The sequence below is a fragment of the Amycolatopsis sp. CFH S0740 genome (assembly GCF_004522315.1).
GTDB classification, from domain to species: domain Bacteria; phylum Actinomycetota; class Actinomycetes; order Mycobacteriales; family Pseudonocardiaceae; genus Amycolatopsis; species Amycolatopsis nivea.
The window spans coordinates 563,767-580,445 of sequence record NZ_SDLS01000001.1 but is presented as its reverse complement, the minus strand read 5'-3'; the positions used below and the strand labels follow the sequence as shown (position 1 = coordinate 580,445).

Sequence of the window (16,679 nt, the reverse complement as noted above, 5' to 3'; positions counted from 1 at the left end):
AAGCGGGTTGGCGGTCGTGCACACGACCGGAGTGGGGGTAGCAATGACGAGCGTCCGTCTCGATCCCGGCCGGGCACTTCGCCGCGATCGCTGGTACCAGGCGGTCACCCGGATGCTGGCGATAGCGCTGCTGCCGGTGGCATTCGTGATCACGCCGGGTCGGGCTCGGCGCACCGCCTGCCAGTGGGCGCTGGCGGTGCGTTTCCCCGCAGAGGACCTCACCGGCCTCACGCCCGCGACCCGTGCCGCGTTCATTGCGGCGCGCACGCAGGCGTTATGGCAAGACGGTGAGCTCATCGGGCTCACCTCGGGACATCGGGACGCCGGGGAGCAGGAGCGCTTGTTCGCCGAGGAGGTCCGTCGGAGCGGGTCGCCGACGGCGGCCCGGTTGCGGGCGCTGCCCCCGGACGAGTCCCGACACGTCGCGGGGACTGCCCTGGACGTGCGGCCGGTCGAGGGTTCGCGCTGGCTGGAGCGGTATGGCGCGCGCCATCACCTGTATCGGAGGTACGACAACGAATGGTGGCATTTCGAGTACTGGCCCGCCGGGCGTCCGGAGCGGCTGCCGCACCCGGGTGCCGTCGGTCACCGACTGTCGGGGCCTCTACGGTGAAGCCGTGGCCGACACCCGACAACGCCTGATCGACGGCACGATCGAGACGATCCGCACGCACGGCCTCAACGGCACCACGGCGCGGAGCATCGCGGCGACCGCCGGGGTCAACCAGGCGCTGGTCTTCTACCACTTCGGCACCGTCCACGACCTGCTGCAGGCCGCCTGCCTCGCCGCGACGCAGGCCAGGGTCGCACCGTTTGTCGAACGCCTAGACGAGGTCACCGATCTGCGGCAGCTTCTTGCACTCGGCCGCTCGCTGCACGCCGACGAACGTGCCCAGGGCAACGTCACGGTGCTCGCCCAGATGCTCGCCGGTGCGCAGGCCGACCCCAAGCTCGCCGAAGCGACCGCGACGGCCCTGCAGCTGTGGATCGCCCCGATCGAGAGCGCCCTGACCAGGTTGCTGGCCGACTCCCCGGTGGCCGAGGTGATCGACACGCCGGGCCTCGCACGAGCGGTGAGCGCCGGGTTCGTCGGACTGGAGCTCTACGAGGGCGTCGACCCGGACGGGACCGAGGCGGCTCTGGACGCGCTCGACCGGCTGGCCGTGCTGATCGAGGTGGTCGACGACCTCGGGCCGATCGCCCTCCGCGCGCTGCGCGGCAAACTCCGCAGAACAACCAAGAAGTCGCGGTAGCCGGGTGGTCAACCGGCCTGGTTGACGGTGTCCGACAGCGTTTCCGCCATTCGTTCGGCGAGGTGCAGGGTCCGGCGGTCGTCGAACCGTCCTCCTTGGACGGTCAGCCCGACCGGAAGACCGTCCGCGGGGGTGGTCAGGGGGAAGGTGACCATGGGCGCCCCGAGCATCGCACCTGGCGTCGTGTTCCGGGTGTAGAGCTCGAAAGCGTCGACGCGGCTGCCCAGATGTTCCACGGTCCCGTCGCAGTCGACGGGCGGAGCCGGTGCGGGCGTGGTGGGAAATGCGAGCGCGTTGAGTGCGTGCTTGTGCAGCAGTTCCGCGTAGCGCGCTCGTGCTTGCTCGGTTTGTCGCTGGGCGATCGCGTACTCGTCGGGCGACACCGGGGACGATGCCTCCGCTTCGAGGATCTGCCGGACGTCCGGACTGCGCACTCCCGCGACCAGCCGGGCGAACGCCTCCTCCGGGTTCATGCCCAGGGCGCGCGCGACGGCGTCTCCGAGCAGCCGGCGGGCTTCCCAGCAGACGATCGGCATCGCCGCCGCGTGGCTCAGCTCCCAGACCTCCTCGAGGTGCACCGGCACCAGCTCGACCACGTCCCCGAGCGCGGCCAAAGCCGCTTCGGTCGCCGCTCGCGTGCTGGGGTGCAGTTCGCGGAACAGCTCGGCGGGCACCCCGATCCGGGGCCGCGGAAGGTCTTGGTCCGTTGTTTCGCCGAGCATCGCCCGGTCGATCTCGGCGAGGCGGCGCACCGAGCGCGCGAAGATCCCGGGGGCGTCCCGTGTCCACGACAGGCCGACGATGCCCGCCGTCGGCCAGCGTCCGGTGCTTGGCCGGAATCCGGCGACCCCGCACAGGCTGGCGGGAATCGAGATCGAGCCCCCGGTGTCCGTGCCCAATGCGACCTCGGCGTGGCCGCGCGCGACGACCGCGGCGCTGCCGCCCGAGGATCCCCCTGCCAGATAGCCCGGACGATCCGGCAAGCGCACCGCGCCGTAGGAGGCGTTCTGCGACGTGATCCCGAAGGCGAGTTCGTGCATGTTCGCCATGCCCACGACCACCGCGCCGGAGCGGCGCAACAGCGCGACGACCGGGGCGTCGGCCTCCTCTGGTCCGAGGTCCAGCAGCTCGCATCCCGCGGACCGGCGCAGTCCGCGCACCGCGATGTTCGCTTTCACCGCGAGCGGATACGGCTGCCCGCCCGCCAGCGGCAACTGCGTCGCGATGTCCTCGGCAGTACAGGTTTGTGTCCACTCCCCCGGTTCCGGTCGTCCGACCGACTCGAGGACAGCGGGATGGGCGGTGACGCCCGCCGGAGAAAGCGGCATCCGGGGCTCCTTTGCAGCGAATGAGGCTTATCCGGGAGTCTCGGCATGCCGCGCGGTCTCCGCCATCGTCATTTCTGACGATGGCGGAGGTGATGCGCCGCCAGAGCCGCGCGGTTGGCGGCTCCGGTCTTGGCGAACGCGTTGCTCAGGTGGGTCCGCAAAGTCGGCGGCGCGATCCCGAGGGCCGCGGCGATCTGCTTGTCGCTGTACCCGTCGGCGACCAGCTCCGCGACCTGAGCTTCGCGCCGGGACAACGGCTTCTGCCCGGACGGGGCCTCCGTCGGCCAGGTCCGCGCGACCAGGTCCCCGAATGACCGGAAAACCCGCGCCTCGTCCTCGGTGAACGCGCGGCCGCCGCGTCCCCGCCACAGCCGCAGGTCCACCGAACCGGGACCGGCTCCGGCCGTGAAGTAGTTCATGCCGTGGTACATCCCGCCGCGATGCAGGAAGTCCTGGACGAACTCGGTGGAGACCCCGGAAGCCGGAGTGATCCGCGAAGCGCTCCCCCGCGCGAAAAGCTTCGGGGTCAGGTCGTCGACGTGCCGAAAATGCTTGTCGTAGGCGCGAAGCGCGTCGTCGCCGAGGTCGAGCTGGACCGGATCGGCGTAGGGGCCGGACGAATCGCAGACATAGGAGGCGAAGATGTCCGCGCGCAGCATGCGGCGCAGAACGTCGCCGAGATGGAGGCGTTTTGCCTTCAGCGGCGAGTCAGAGAGGACGATGTCGATCGCTTCGCACGTCAGTGCGTACTCCTGGGCCATATTGCCTCGCTTCGGTGCGAAGTAGCGAGCGCGACTTCAGCTACGTCGGCTCCCTGCTCGGACGAGAGTCTACGAGGCAACCCCTGAAGACAGCAGACTGCAGCGGACATGGCCCAAGAAATTTCAGCCCTCAGCAGTCCGGCGGCGACGCGCCGCAGCGGTTTTGACGCGGTCCTGGCAGGCAGTCGAACAGAAGCGGCGGATGCGGTTGCGGGTGGTGTCGACGAACAGCCGTCCGCAGCCAGGTGCCTCACACTCACCGATTCGGCGAGCGTGACCGTCGGCGAGGAACCGGGCGAGGGCTTCCGCGCAGATCGCCGACCACATCGGCACCAGGGACGTTTCAGCTGGGTGATGGTGTAAGCGCCAGCGTCCTTCCTCCAGTGCCAGGTGCGGGTGGGCGGGGTACGCGGAGAGCAGCTTGTTGAGCCTGGTCGCTGCGGCGTCCTCGTCACCGGCGCGCAGGTTGTCGAGTACCGGCCGCAGCGCGTTGGCGAGTGCGGTGAATCCGGGGGCGTCGTCGGCCGTCACCTGGGCCGCTGACGGCGGGTCGACGGCGAGGATCTCGGCCAAGGCGCTGTCCTCCGGGTGCAGGACTAGGCGGTTGACGAGGTCGATCGCGACCAGCAGCCCGGTGTCGGCGTAAGCGTCCAGGCGCACTTGCTTGCCTGCCTCCCTGTTCAGTAGCGTCACTGGCGTAAACATCTTACGGCAGTGACGTCCATCGGCGGAAGGAAGTCCCATGACGCGTACCTCGCCCGCACCGGTCCTGCGTGCGGCGGAACCGTCCGACCTGCCGCGGATCGCCGCAATGTGGGAGGCCGCGTGGCTCGACGGGCACCGCGGCCGTGTCCCGGACGAGCTCATGGCGGTGCGCGATTCCCAGCACTTCGCCACCTTCGCGGCCGACCACCTGAGCACGACACTGGTCGCCACCGACGGCGGGCCGGGTCTGCTGGGGCTGGTCATCGTCGGGGTCGGCGACGGCGAGGTGATCCAACTCGGAGTGGACCGGGCCGCGCGGGGTACGGGTGTCGGGTCCGCTCTGCTCGAGGCCGCCGAGCGCCTGATCGCGGAAACCCACTGGGAGGCGTGGCTGGCTGTCGTTCCTGCCAACGACACCGCCCGGCGGCTTTACGAGCGAGCGGGCTGGCGCGACGCCGGGCCGATGGTTCACCAAGCCCCGACCCGGCATGGCGCCGTCGGCGTCCCGGTCCACCGCTATGTCAAAACCGTCCGTCCCAGCGCGGCGGACGCTGCCGGTTAACGGACCAGCCGGGGCCAGTCGTGATCAGTACGGAGTCCCGCCGCCGTCCGCGTTCACCGCCTGGCCGCGGATCGCGAACGCGTTCTCCGACAGGAGGAACGAGATGACGCGGGCGACCTCGGTCAGGTCGAGGTGCCGTCCGGCCTGTTCGGTGATCATGGCGTCGAAGATGTCGCCCGCCGGTTCGTGGATGCGGTCGGAATAGGCGTCGGCCACCTGGCGGAGCATCGCGGTCGGCAGGCCTCCGGGGCACACGCAGTTGACGTTGATGTCCGCGTGGGCCAGCGCTGCCGACATCATCCTGGTTTCGTTGATCAGCGCGGCTTTGCTCGCGCTGTAGGCGAGCGATTGGGCGTGGCCGACCTTGCCCGCCTCGGAGGCGACGTTCACGATCGCGCCGGGACGGTTTTCCTCGATCAGGTGCTGTGCCACGAGCCTGGAGAGTTCGTAGGGGCCAACGACGTTGACTGCGAGCTGGCTTTCCCAGTCTGCTTGCGGAATCTGCAGCGGGTCGGAATGGCGGACGATGCCGGCGACGTTGGCGAGGCCGTCGATGCCCGAGAAGTGCGAGATGGCTTCGGCTGCCGCGTCTGCGATGCTCTCCGGCGAGCCCAGGTCGACGACGAACGGCGCCGCATGCCCGCCGAGTTCGCGGGCCGCGGCGGAGACGGCGTCGCCTCGGACGTCCAGCAGGGCGACGCGCGCGCCTTCCGCGAGCAGCAGTTCCGCGGTCGCTCGGCCCAGGCCGCCGGCCGCGCCGGTGACGATGAAGCGTTTGCCCGCGTGGACGGGGAACACCTCCGGGTGCCGGACCGGCAGGGTCCGGGTCGCCGTGGTCTTGATGTGCATGATGCATTTCTCCTTGCTGGGCAGGCGGATTCGCCTATTCGGCGGGAGCGTGCCGCTGCAGCCCGTTGAAGATCAGGTTGAGGGCCACTGCCACGACTGCGGTCACGACGATTCCGCTTTGCAGCACCATTTGCAGGCCCTGCGGGAAGGCGTTGAAGATCTCCGGGTAGGAAGTCGGGACGAAACCGGCTCCGAGGCTTATCGCGACGACGATGAGGTTGCGGTCGTTGTGCAGATCGGCCTTTCCCAGGGTCTGGATGCCGACCGTGGCGATGATGCCGAACAGCGTCATGAGGGCGGCGCCGACCGCGGGAGCCGGCAACGCCGCGGCCACGGCGGCCACCTTCGGCAGGCAGCTGAGCACGACCATCAGAACACCGGCGGCGGCCACGACCCAGCGGCTTTTCACGTTGCTGGCCCGCACCAGGCCGATGTTGCCGTTGAACGTGGTCGGCGGGACCGAACCCACGATCCCGCCCAGCACGGCGGCGACGCCTTCGGCGAGGATCCCGCGGCGGACTTCCTTGTCGGTGGGGCCCCGTCCGAGGATCTCGCCGACCGCGAAGTAGCTGGACGTGCATTCCACGCCCACGATCAGGACGGCGACGGTCATCGCCAGGACGGCGCTCAGATTGAACGTCGGCAGTCCGAAGTGGAACGGCACCACGAACGAGAACCAGCTCGCGTCGGCGACCCCGCTGAAGTCGGCGACCCCGACGGCGGCGCCCACGGCTCCCCCGGCGACCAGGCCGACGAGAATGGCGATGCTCTTCAGCAGGCCTTTGCCGAACCGGTAGATGAGGAGAACGGTCACGACGGTCGTCGCGGCGACCGCAAGATTGGCCGCGCTCCCGAACGACTTCGTGCCCGGCTCGCCGCCGCCGATCAGCTTCACCGTGATCGGCAGCAACGAGAGCCCGACCATCGCGATCACCGACCCGGTGACCACCGGCGGAAACACCCGGAGCAGCGCCCCGTACAGCGGCGAGGCGGCGGCGAGCACGAGCCCGGCGACGATGGAGGCGCCGAAGACGGCCAGCAGTCCGCCGATGCCGCCGCCGTTGGCGTTGCCGGGCCGATCACCACGGCCGAACCGCCGAGCACCAGCGGTTTCCTGATCCCGATCCGCCAGACACCGACCGTCTGCACGATCGTGGCGATGCCGCCGGCGAGGACCGTGGCGGCGAGGAACACCACCGTCTCCGCTTGGGGAAGGTGAATGCCGGCCGCGATGATGACCGGCAGCACGAGAACCGTCGCGTAGAAGGTCAGCAGGTGCTGGACGCTGTAGAGCGCGAACCGACCGAACCTCGGCACCTCGTCGACGGCCGCGTCGGCGTCGGCGGGGGCGGTGTTCGGGGCGGTTCTGGGCCGATCGACCATGATCGTCTCCCTCGGAACGGGGCGGGCTGGGCGTGGATCACGCCGTGCGTCCCCCACGCACGAGCGGCGGCCGGGAGGTCAGGCTTGCCCGGCTGAACGGATCATTCGGCGGGGCGCGCTTCCCGGACCCAGGTCGGGGTGATCCCGGCCGGGACCTCCTCGTAGTCGGGCAGGGACCGGAAGTTGCGCTCTTCCCCGCCCGGGCTGTAGGTCACGATCAGCCGCAGGGCCCGCCATCCGGTGTTGAAGGTCGAATGGTCCGCGCCGCGCGGCACGAACACCGCGTCGCCGGTTTTGATCGGGAACGGGTCGCTGTCGCCGACCGTCTGCACTCCCTCGCCCTCGATGACGTAGATGACTTCCTGGGCGTTGGGGTGGTTGTGGATCGCGTGCCCGCGTCCGGGATAGACGATCACTTCGCCGACGGTGGTTTCGGCGCCCTCGATCGTGGACGGGTTCACCAGCCACTTGAGGGTTCCCCAGTCGAGGACCATCGTCGGCGTCTTTTCCGGTTCGACATGCATGCGGTTCTCCTCGGTTCTCCTCACGCGCGCAGCGCGGTGAATGCCTTGACCTGGTCGACGATGGCCCGCTCGGTCGGCAGGCGTTCCATGGACGAGGCGCCGAAGAATCCGGCGACTCCGGTGGTGTGCTCGAGGACGTAGCCGACGTCCTCGGGTTCGGCGATGGGACCGCCGTGGCAGAGGACGATCACGTCGGGGTTCTCCGCCACGGCCGCGTCGCGCATCTGCTGGATGCGCTCGACGGCGACCTCGAGCGTGACTGCCGTGCGCGCCCCGACGGAACCGGAGGTCGTCAAGCCGAGGTGGGGCACGATGATGTCCGCTCCCGCCGCGGTCATGGCTCTGGCCTGCTCGGGGTCGAAGACGTAGGGCGACGTGATCAGGTCCCGTTCCCGGGCCGCGGCGACCAGGTCCACTTCGAGCTGGTACCCCATCCCGGTTTCTTCGAGGTTTTGCCGGAAGACGCCGTCGTAGAGCCCGACGGTCGGGAAGTTCTGCACCCCGGCGAACCCCATGTCCTTGAGGTCGTCGAGGAATTTCGGGATGACCCGGAACGGATCGGTTCCGCACACGCCCGCGAAGACCGGGATCTCCGACACCACCGGCAGCACTTCGCTCGCCATTTCGACCACGATCGCGTTGGCGTCCCCGTAGGGCAGCAGCCCGGCGAGCGACCCGCGGCCGGCCATCCGGTAGCGCCCGGAGTTGTAGATGACCAGCAGATCCGCCCCGCCGGCTTCGGCCAGCTTCGCGGAGAGCCCGGTTCCGGCGCCGGCTCCGATGATGGGCGCGCCGGAGCCGATTTTGGCGCGCCAGGCGGAAAGGCGGTCAGTTCTCTGCATTCTTGTTCTCCTCGGACACCGTCAGGTAGCGGAGCAGGGTCTCTGCTGCCGCACGGGCGAATTCGGGGTCGTTGATGTGGGCATCGACCTGGACGACCTCGACCGCGCTGCCGGCGACGGCGGCGATCGCGGCGCTGGTCAACGCCTCGTCGGCGGCGGGGTCTTCGAACAGGCCGCCGGAAGTGTCCAAAGCAGACACTCCGCGGCCAGGGACGACCAGCGCGGTGGGGCCGGAAGCCGCAGCGAGCTTGCGCCCGACGATCTCGCCCAGCTGCGCCGACTCCTCGGCGGTCGTGCGCATCAGCGTGACGGTCGCGTTGTGCTCGTACAGCAGGCGCGAGGCGAAGCGCGGGGGAACCGTGTCCCGGGCTCCGAAGTTGACCATGTCCAGCGCGCCGAGGCTGACGACTTGCGGGATGCCGTGCGATCCGGCCGCGGTGAGCCGGTCCGGACCGGCGGTGAGCACCCCGCCGACCAGTTCGTCCGCCAGTTCGGTAGTGGTCAGGTCGAGGACGCCGGCCAGGAAACCGCCTGCTGCCAGCCCTTCCAGCGCGCGCCCGCCGGCACCGGTCGCGTGGAAGACGAGAACCTCGTAGCCCGCGTCCTCGATAATGGTGCGGCACGCTTCGACCGCCGGTGTGGTCACCCCGAACATCGACGCGGCCACGAGCGGCCGCTCGTCCGGCTCGGGTTCGCGGCCGGCGTAACGCTCGGCCATTCCGGCTATCGCGGCCACGGCGTTCCCGAGCACTGCCTTCGAGAGCCGGTTGATTCCGGCGATGTCGACGACGCTGTACATGATCGTCACGTCGGACGCGCCCACGTACGGCGAGACGTCCCCGGAAGCCATCGTGCTCACCAGCAGCTTCGGGAAGCCGACCGGCAGCACCTCCATGGCCGCGGCGGCGATGGAGGAGCCTCCCGAACCGCCTGCTGAAAGAAACCCGTCGATCGAGCCGTTCCGGGCCAGCTCGGCGACAGCCTGGGCGGCTCCGGCGCTCATCGCGGCCAGCGCCTTTCCCCGGTCGTCGTCCTGGATCAGCTCGCGAATGCTGGTTCCCGCGAGCCGGGCGACCTCGTCGCGCGTGGTCTCGCACGCGCCGACGGGCTCACCGGCGACACCGGCGTCGATCAGGTGCACCCGGTGGCCCAAGCCTTCGAGCTGGCTGCGCATCCACTGGAACTCGGCGCCCTTGGTATCGAGGGTCCCGAGCATCGCCACGGTAGCCATTGACTCCCCTACGGATCATCGTGCGCCGACTTCGTTGTGCGGCCGGGCTAGAGTGTGCCCACGGAATAATTGGATCATCTAGGCCAATCGCCGAAAATTGGCTGGAGGACTCGGTGCGGCAGGTATCCGCGACGGAATTCGCGCAGGCCATCGCGGGGTGGCAACAGCACGCCGGCCGCAAAGCGGAGCAGGTGGCCGCGGCGCTTCTCGACGCGTTGCAAGCGCAAGAGATCCCCTTTGGCTCGGTCCTCCCCGCCGAACGCGCCGCGGCTGCCGCCCTGGGAGTCAGCCGCACGACGGTCACCGAGGCGTATTCCCTGCTGCGAGAGGGAGGCTTGCTGGAAAGCCGGCAGGGAAGCGGCTCCCGCCTGCGTCGGCCCGACGGCAGCCGGAAAAGCCCGGCGCTGCCCAGCTTTGAGCCGGACAGCCGCCTGAGCAGCTTCTCCGACCGGGCAGGCGACGAGTCCCGTCCGGGGCAGTTCGTCGATCTCTCCAGCGGCAGCCTCCCCGGCCTGCCCCTGGTCGGCGAAGCCTGGCGGCGGGCCGCCGACCGGGGCATCGACGCCCTGCTGGCCGCTGACGGCTACGAGCCGCGCGGCCACCTCCCGCTCCGCGAGTCGATCGCCGCGCTCTGCACTAGCTCGGGGGTTCCCACCGATCCCGACCAGATTCTCGTGACTTCGGGGTCCCAGCAGGCTTTGGAGATCATTTCCCGCACGTGGATCGACGACAACGAGCCCATCGTCGTGGAGGACCCTTCCTACCGCGGGGCGCTCGAAGCGTTCCGGGCCCGCGGTGCGCAGATGTACACCATCGCGGTCGAACGCGACGGCGCCGACGTGCAGGCACTGGAGCGCATCACCCGGCGCACCCATCCTCGTTTCGTCTATCTCCTCCCCACCTCGCACAACCCCACCGGCGTGCACATGTCCGCGGAAAAACGGCAGGCGGTCGCCGATCTCGCGAACGAACGCGGCTTCGTCGTGATCGAAGACGCGTCCAGCGCGCACCTCGCCTTCCGCCCGCCGCCGGCCGCGAACCTGTTCGGATTGGTCAACGCCGCGCAGTCGGTCCTGATCGGGTCGTTGTCGAAGCTGTTCTGGGGAGGCCTGCGGGTGGGCTGGATCCGCGGGCCGCGTCCGATGATCGAGCGGTTCCAGCGAGCGAAGGTCGCCATGGACCTCGGAACGTCGCTGCCGAGCCAGATCCTCGCGCACGAACTGCTGCCGCACACCGCCGAAGCCATGAAAACACGGGCCACCACGCTGCTCGACGGCCTGGCGGAACTCGAACAGGCTCTGACGCTGCACCTGCCGCATTGGTCGTGGACCCGGCCGGACGGAGGAAGCGGGCTGTGGGTCAGAGCCCCCGGAGTCGACACCGAGAGCCTGGCCGACGCGGCGAGGCTCTCGGGTGTGCGGTTCACGCCGGGACCGGCGTTTTCGTCAGTCGGCGGGCAGGCCGAGATGCTCCGGCTTCCCTTTGGCAGGACTGGCCGCCTGGAGGAAGCAGTCGCACGGTTGGCTGGCATCGCGAGTGTCAGCTGACCTCGCTCAGTCGCAGCGTCACCGCCTCGCCAGGTCCAGGTTCTTGGTCTCCCGGAACGCGAACCCGACCACCAGGGACGACACCACCGCGATCGCCATCAGGTAAAGCCCCGGCGCCAGCGAGTTGCCGGTGAGCGTGACGAGCCCGGTCGCCACGAACGGTGCGGTCCCTCCGAAGAGGACATACGCCGCGGTGTAGCCGATCGCCGAGCCGCTGGCGCGGACCGGGCCCGGGAACATCTCCACCATCGCCGGCACGTTCGACGTGCCGATGACCGCGACCAGCACGGCGAGCACCGCGGTGCCAACGAGCGCCCCGGCGAATCCGGCGTGCATCAGCGCGAACGCGGGCAGCGTGCACACGGCGAACCCCAGGCACGACACCAGCAGCATCCGTTTGCGTCCGTACCGGTCGCTCGCCGACGCCATGAACGGGCAGGCCGCGCTGTAGCACAGCATCGACACCACGCTCGCGATCAACGACTGGGTGCGCGAGTAGTGCAGCTCGTCGGCCATGTACGTGATCATGTAGCTGCTCATCAGGTAGTACGCGATCGCGTTGGTGATGCTGTAGCCGAAGAGCGTGAAGATCTGCCGCTTGTGCGAGCGGAGCGCGTCGCGCAATGGCTTGCGCTGCACGGAGTTCTCGCTTTGCAGCTGCCGGAACACCGGGCTGTCCTCGACCCGGCGGCGCAGGTACAGCCCGATCAGCCCGAGCGGGCCGGCCAGCAGGAACGGCACCCGCCAGCCCCAGGTGTGCAGCGCGCCCGAGGACAAAGTGGAGGTCAGCAGCACCCCGACCGCCGATCCGGCGACGCTGGCCAGACCGACGGTGGCGGGCACGGTGCTGGCGAAACGGGCGCGCCGTCCGTCCGGCGCGTGCTCCATGATGAAGGCCGACGCACCGGTGTACTCGCCGCCGGTGGAAAACCCCTGCAACGTGCGCAGGACGAAGAGCAGGATCGGCGCGGCGACCCCGAGCGCGGAGTACGTGGGCAGCACGCCCATCAGGAACGTGGCCCCGCTCATCAACAGCACGCTCAGCGCGAGCGTCCGGTTGCGGCCGATCCGGTCCCCGTAGTGCCCGAAGAACGCCGCGCCCAGCGGTCGCGCGACGAACCCGCCCGCGAAGATCGCCCACGTGGCCAGCAGTGCCGCCGACGGGTCGTTCTTGGGGAAGAACTCGGCGGCGATGGTGGACGACATCGTCGCGTAAGCGGCGGAGTCGAACCATTCGGTGAAGTTGCCGATGCCCGAGGCGAGTGCGATCTTCCGCCTGCCGCGGGAAAGGGTCGCGGGCTGTTCGGTCCGGACGGTCATTGGCCGGCTCCTCGTCAGTCGGTGCCGGGGCCGCGATCGCGGTCCCGGAGGTCGGCCCGGCGGATCTTGCCGGTGGCGGACCGGGGCAGCACGTTCACGAACTCGATGTGCCGCGGGTAGGCGAAACGCGAATACGTCTCCTTGGCGAAAGCGCGCAGTTCTTCGGCGAGCGCGTCGCCGCCGTCGTAGCCGGGCGCGGGTTGCACCCAGGCCTTGACCGCCTGGCCGCGCACCGGGTCCGGAACGCCGACCACCCCGGCGTCGGCCACCGCCGGATGGGCCCGCAGGGCGTGTTCCACCTCGAACGGACTGACCCGGTACCCGGACGTCTTGATCACGTCGTCGGTGCGGCCGAGGAACCAGAAATAGCCGTCCTCGTCGGCGACAGCCTGGTCGTTGGTGTGGTACCAGCTGCCGCCGAAGACCGCCGCGGAGTCCTCCGGCCGGTTCCAGTACCCCAGCGGGTACTGCGGGTTCGACCGGGCGCGCAGGCAGATCTCGCCGGGCTCGCCCTGGGGCACCGGCTGCTCGCGCGCGTCCAGCAGCGCGACGTCCCAGCCCGGCAGCGGACGGCCCATCGAACCGGGTTTCACCGGCACCCCGGGAAAATTGCCGACCAGCGGGTACGACTCGGTGGAGCCGTAGTAGTCCAGCAGCGGCACGCCGAACTGCCCGGTGAACCAGTCGATCAGGTCGGCGGTCAGCGGTTCGTTCGAGGAGCACACCACCCGCAGCTTGTGCGGGTAGCGCAGGCCCGCGTCCGGGACGTCGGCGGCCATCTTGCGCAGGAACGTCGGGTTCACCAAGGCGGTGGTGACCCCGTTGCGGGACAGGGAATCGAGCAGGCCCTCGGGGTCGAACCCGCCGGCCGGGCGGTAGACCAGCTGCGTCGCGCCGGCGCGCAGCGGCCCCAGCAGCTTCGCCATCGACCACGCCCAGTCCCCGGCTCCGTAGAACACGTCCCCGGGGCGCAGGTCGTGGCAGTAGCGGAACTCATTGTGCCCCAGCAGCGTCCGGTGCGCGTGCACGATGCCCTTGGCCTTGCCGGTGGTGCCCGAGGTGTAGAAGATCAGCGCCGGATCGTCCGCGGCGGTGTCTGCCGTCTCGAATCGCGGCGGCAGTTTTTCGATCGCCGGGTCGTCGATCTCGACGATGTGCCCGGCGAAGCCGCGGACGCGGTCGCGCGCCTCGGGTTCGGTCACCAGCACGGTGGCTCCGGAGTCGGCCAGCCGGTAGCGGATCGGCTCGTCGGCCCACAGCAGGGACATGGTCACCAGGATCGCGCCGGTGCGCAGCACGCCGAGGTAGGCGGCCGGGGTGTCGGGCCGCTGCGGAAGGAGCACCGCCACCCGGTCCCCGGGCCGCACTCCCCGGTTCCACAGGTGCGCGGCCACCTGGCGGGAGCGGTCCTGTACCTCGCCCCACGAGATCTCGCGGTGCGTGCCGAGGTGGTCCTCGAAGATCAGCGCGGTGGCGGCGCGGTCGTGGCGGTCGGCCACGTCGGCGGCCATGTTGTAGCGCGGCGGGACTTCCCAGTCGTGCCCGGCGCGCAGCTCGTCGTAGTTCACCCGATGCCCTTTCAGCGCTTCTTGGCGGCCAGGAACCGCGCCATCTCCCGCTGCGGCTCCCCCGTCGCGTAAGCCTCGGCGTGGATCTTCTTGGCCGCGGTCACCGCCTGCGCCAGCGCGTCGTCGTCCAGCTCGCGGAGCCGGGCCTTGGTGAGCGCGACGGCGCCCGGCGGCAGCGCGGCGATCGCGCGGGCCTGCGCGACGGCGGCATCGAGCACCTCGTCCTCGGCGACGAGCCGGGTGAGCAGGCCGAGGCGGTGCGCTTCGACGCCGTCGACGAGCTGGGCGGTCAGGGCGAACTCGGCGGTCTTGGCGCGGCCGAGGATGTCCCACATCGCCCAGATCCCGGTGATGCTGGGGATCCCGGAGGCCACCTCGGGCTGCCCCATGGTCACCCCGGCGTGCCCGATCCGCAGGTCGGCCACCAGCGCGTACTGGAAGCCGGAGCCGGCGACGACGCCGTTGACCGCGGCGACGGTCGGTTTCCGCAGCTCGCGGACCGCGCGGTACAGGCGGTCGAAATCGTCGATCCAGGCCTCCGCGGCGGCGTGGTCGTCCGGGCGGATCGCGGCCGTCTCCGCCAGGTCCTGCCCGGCGCAGAACGCCCGCCCGGCCCCGGTCAGGACCACGCCGCGGCAGGTCGGGTCCTCGTCCAGTTCGCGCAGGTGCCCGATCAGCCGCTCCCGCATCGCGTGGGTCCACGCGTTGAGCTTCTCCGGCCGGTTCAACGTCAGGACCGCGATCTCGTCCCGGCGGTCGAGCAGCACTGTTTCACTCATGGAGGTCGTTTCCTTCGCTCGTCGTCTGCGTCGCGGACAAGAAAAACAGCGCGAGGCCGCCGCTGGCCAACACCAACTGCGACCTGCGGCGATATCAGGTTGGTATGGTTCGGCGGATGGAGCTGCGGCATCTGCGGTACTTCGTCGTCCTGAGCGAGGAGCTGCACTTCGGGCGGGCCGCGAAACGGCTGCACATGGCGCAGCCGCCGCTGTCGCAGCGGATCCGGGACCTCGAGCGCGAGCTGGGCGTCGAGCTGTTCCATCGGGGCCGGGGCGGCGTGCGGCTCACCGAGGCGGGCGCGCTGCTGCTCGAACACACGCGTCCGGTACTCGAGGGCGTGGACAGCGCGCGGGAGGCGATGCGCCGGATCCTGCCCGGCACGTCGGGCACGCTGCGCGCGGGGATTCCCCCGGACACGATGCCCACGGTGCTGCGCACGATCGCCGACGCGTTCGCCGCGAAGGCGCCGGAGGTGCTGCTGGAGTTGCACGAGGTGAGCACGGACGAACAGATCGCCCGTCTGCGGGAGGGCAAGCTCGACGTCGGACTCGTGCGCCACCCCTCCGACACCGTCGGACTGGAGTCAGGGCCGGTCCTGTCCCGGCCGCTCGGGGTCGTGCTGCCGGCGGCGCACCGGCTCGCGGACGCGGACGTCGTGCGGCTGCGCGACCTCAACGGCGCCCCGCTGGTCATCTTCCAGCGCGAGATGGCACCGCGGCTCTACGACCACATCCTCGCGATCTGCCGCGACAACGGCTTCCTGCCCGGCGCGATCCGGCACGCGCGCAACCCGAACTTCACGCACGGGCTCGTGCTCGCCGGAATGGGCGTGCACTTCAACGAGGAACACCCGCTGCCCGACGGCCTGACCTGGCGTCCGCTCGACGAGAACCGGCTGCGGTGGGCGAGTTCGGTCGTCTGGGTGCCGACGCGCGCCAACGACGTCATCGCCGGATTCGCCGCGGTGGCCGAGGAAGCCCTGCGGGCCGCCGGGCACGGGATGTCCACTGTGGACTGACCAGCGCCCCGGATTCAGAGCTGGGTGTCAGGCACGTCCACAACGAGGAACACCCGCTGCCCGACGGCCCGACCTGGCGTCCGCTCGACGAGAACCGGCTGCGGTGGGCGAGTTCGGTCGTCTGGGTGCCGACGCGCGCCAACGACGTCATCGCCGGATTCGCCGCGGTGGCCGAGGAAGCCCTGCGGGCCGCCGGGCACGGGATGTCCACTGTGAACTGACCAGCGCCCCGGATTCAGAGCTGGGTGTCAGGCACGTCCACAACGAGGAACACCCGCTGCCCGACGGCCCGACCTGGCGTCCGCTCGACGAGAACCGGCTGCGGTGGGCGAGTTCGGTCGTCTGGGTGCCGACGCGCGCCAACGACGTCATCGCCGGATTCGCCGCGGTGGCCGAGGAAGCCCTGCGGGCCGCCGGGCACGGGATGTCCACTGTGGACTGACCAGCGCCCCGGATTCAGAGCTGGGTGTCAGGCACGTCCACAACGAGGAACACCCGCTGCCCGACGGCCCGACCTGGCGTCCGCTCGACGAGAACCGGCTGCGGTGGGCGAGTTCGGTCGTCTGGGTGCCGACGCGCGCCAACGACGTCATCGCCGGATTCGCCGCGGTGGCCGAGGAAGCCCTGCGGGCCGCCGGGCACGGGATGTCCACTGTGAACTGACCAGCGCCCCGGATTCAGAGCTGGGTGTCAGGCACGTCCACTTCGATTTCTTCCAGCGCACCGCCCAGTTTCAGCTGGCAGCCGAGGCGGCTGCGTCGCTCGTCGCGGGGCGCCGCGGTGCACTCGAGCATTTCGTCCTCGTCCTCGGACAGCGGCGGCACCGCAGCCAGGTAGGGCTCGCGGACGTAGACATGGCAGGTCGCGCACATCGCCTGTCCGCCGCATTCGCCGACGATCCCGTCGACGCCGTTCTCCACGGCGGCACGCATGACGGTGCTGTCCGCCGCGACCGCGACAGTGCTGACCGCTCCGTCGCGGTGGAAGGTGACCTTGGGCATTCGGTTC

18 protein-coding genes are annotated in these 16,679 nt (G+C 70.1%); 5 read left to right on the top strand and 13 right to left on the bottom strand.

Going from position 1 to position 16,679, the window contains the following annotated elements:
• Positions 1-43: 43 nt before the first annotated feature.
• Entirely contained in the window at positions 44-613 is a 570-nt protein-coding gene (locus EIZ45_RS02845) for a D-alanyl-D-alanine carboxypeptidase family protein (protein WP_134661366.1), read from the top strand.
• A 4-nt stretch (positions 614-617) separates the two neighbouring features.
• A complete protein-coding gene (locus tag EIZ45_RS02840) occupies positions 618-1,253 on the top strand; it encodes a TetR/AcrR family transcriptional regulator (protein ID WP_134736019.1) in 636 nt (211 codons plus the stop codon).
• An 8-nt stretch (positions 1,254-1,261) separates the two neighbouring features.
• Here the strand turns inward: EIZ45_RS02840 and EIZ45_RS02835 are convergent, their stop codons facing one another.
• From EIZ45_RS02835 to EIZ45_RS46695, 3 genes are all read right to left on the bottom strand, one after another.
• A complete protein-coding gene (locus EIZ45_RS02835; RefSeq protein WP_134661368.1) occupies positions 1,262-2,581 on the bottom strand; it encodes an amidase family protein in 1,320 nt (439 codons plus the stop codon).
• Positions 2,582-2,649: 68 nt separating this feature from the next.
• Positions 2,650-3,342, bottom strand: a complete 693-nt coding sequence (locus EIZ45_RS02830; RefSeq protein ID WP_134661369.1) for a helix-turn-helix transcriptional regulator — start codon at positions 3,340-3,342, stop codon at positions 2,650-2,652.
• 123 nt (positions 3,343-3,465) lie between these two features.
• Positions 3,466-4,035, bottom strand: coding sequence for a CGNR zinc finger domain-containing protein (locus EIZ45_RS46695; RefSeq protein ID WP_240690508.1), 570 nt, complete (start codon positions 4,033-4,035; stop codon positions 3,466-3,468).
• Between the two features lie 49 nt (positions 4,036-4,084).
• Here EIZ45_RS46695 and EIZ45_RS02820 point away from each other — a divergent pair, with 49 nt between their 5' ends.
• The gene (locus EIZ45_RS02820) at positions 4,085-4,609 is read left to right on the top strand and encodes a GNAT family N-acetyltransferase (protein ID WP_134661370.1); all 525 of its coding nucleotides are present in this window, start codon (positions 4,085-4,087) and stop codon (positions 4,607-4,609) included.
• Positions 4,610-4,633: 24 nt separating this feature from the next.
• On the opposite strand, the gene EIZ45_RS02815 is transcribed toward EIZ45_RS02820, so the two are convergent.
• From EIZ45_RS02815 to EIZ45_RS02790, 6 genes are all read right to left on the bottom strand, one after another.
• The gene (locus EIZ45_RS02815; protein WP_134736018.1) at positions 4,634-5,458 is read right to left on the bottom strand and encodes an SDR family NAD(P)-dependent oxidoreductase; all 825 of its coding nucleotides are present in this window, start codon (positions 5,456-5,458) and stop codon (positions 4,634-4,636) included.
• 34 nt (positions 5,459-5,492) lie between these two features.
• Positions 5,493-6,461, bottom strand: coding sequence for a solute carrier family 23 protein (locus EIZ45_RS02810; RefSeq protein WP_167756321.1), 969 nt, complete (start codon positions 6,459-6,461; stop codon positions 5,493-5,495).
• Positions 6,389-6,841, bottom strand: a complete 453-nt coding sequence (locus EIZ45_RS47320) for a solute carrier family 23 protein (protein ID WP_134661373.1) — start codon at positions 6,839-6,841, stop codon at positions 6,389-6,391. Before EIZ45_RS47320 ends, EIZ45_RS02810 begins: the two co-directional genes overlap by 73 nt.
• Before the next feature lie 101 nt (positions 6,842-6,942).
• Complete coding sequence (locus tag EIZ45_RS02800; RefSeq protein WP_043838738.1) at positions 6,943-7,365, bottom strand: cupin domain-containing protein; 423 nt, start codon at positions 7,363-7,365, stop codon at positions 6,943-6,945.
• A 20-nt stretch (positions 7,366-7,385) separates the two neighbouring features.
• Entirely contained in the window at positions 7,386-8,207 is an 822-nt protein-coding gene (locus tag EIZ45_RS02795; RefSeq protein WP_134661374.1) for a phosphoenolpyruvate hydrolase family protein, read from the bottom strand.
• Positions 8,194-9,438 (bottom strand): Tm-1-like ATP-binding domain-containing protein, encoded by a 1,245-nt coding sequence (locus tag EIZ45_RS02790; protein WP_134661375.1) that lies wholly within the window; start codon positions 9,436-9,438, stop codon positions 8,194-8,196. The genes EIZ45_RS02795 and EIZ45_RS02790 overlap by 14 nt, the downstream gene beginning before the upstream one ends.
• A gap of 20 nt (positions 9,439-9,458) precedes the next feature.
• On the opposite strand from EIZ45_RS02790, the gene EIZ45_RS02785 reads away from it, so the two are divergent.
• The gene (locus tag EIZ45_RS02785; RefSeq protein ID WP_167756320.1) at positions 9,459-10,985 is read left to right on the top strand and encodes a PLP-dependent aminotransferase family protein; all 1,527 of its coding nucleotides are present in this window, start codon (positions 9,459-9,461) and stop codon (positions 10,983-10,985) included.
• 18 nt (positions 10,986-11,003) lie between these two features.
• Here EIZ45_RS02785 and EIZ45_RS02780 read toward each other — a convergent pair whose 3' ends face one another.
• Genes EIZ45_RS02780 through EIZ45_RS02770 form a run of 3 tightly spaced genes read right to left on the bottom strand, consistent with a single transcriptional unit; the run spans position 11,004 to position 14,652 of the window.
• Positions 11,004-12,305, bottom strand: a complete 1,302-nt coding sequence (locus tag EIZ45_RS02780; RefSeq protein WP_134661377.1) for an MFS transporter — start codon at positions 12,303-12,305, stop codon at positions 11,004-11,006.
• A gap of 14 nt (positions 12,306-12,319) precedes the next feature.
• Positions 12,320-13,873: an acyl-CoA synthetase gene (locus EIZ45_RS02775; protein WP_240690509.1), complete on the bottom strand. Its 1,554-nt coding sequence runs from the start codon at positions 13,871-13,873 to the stop codon at positions 12,320-12,322.
• A gap of 11 nt (positions 13,874-13,884) precedes the next feature.
• On the bottom strand, positions 13,885-14,652 hold the full coding sequence (locus tag EIZ45_RS02770; RefSeq protein ID WP_037806097.1) for an enoyl-CoA hydratase/isomerase family protein: 768 nt from the start codon (positions 14,650-14,652) through the stop codon (positions 13,885-13,887).
• Positions 14,653-14,768: 116 nt separating this feature from the next.
• Here EIZ45_RS02770 and EIZ45_RS02765 point away from each other — a divergent pair, with 116 nt between their 5' ends.
• Positions 14,769-15,671, top strand: a complete 903-nt coding sequence (locus EIZ45_RS02765; protein WP_134736017.1) for a LysR family transcriptional regulator — start codon at positions 14,769-14,771, stop codon at positions 15,669-15,671.
• Positions 15,672-16,348: 677 nt separating this feature from the next.
• Here the strand turns inward: EIZ45_RS02765 and EIZ45_RS02760 are convergent.
• Positions 16,349-16,672 (bottom strand): 2Fe-2S iron-sulfur cluster-binding protein, encoded by a 324-nt coding sequence (locus tag EIZ45_RS02760; protein ID WP_134661379.1) that lies wholly within the window; start codon positions 16,670-16,672, stop codon positions 16,349-16,351.
• Positions 16,673-16,679: the final 7 nt, after the last annotated feature.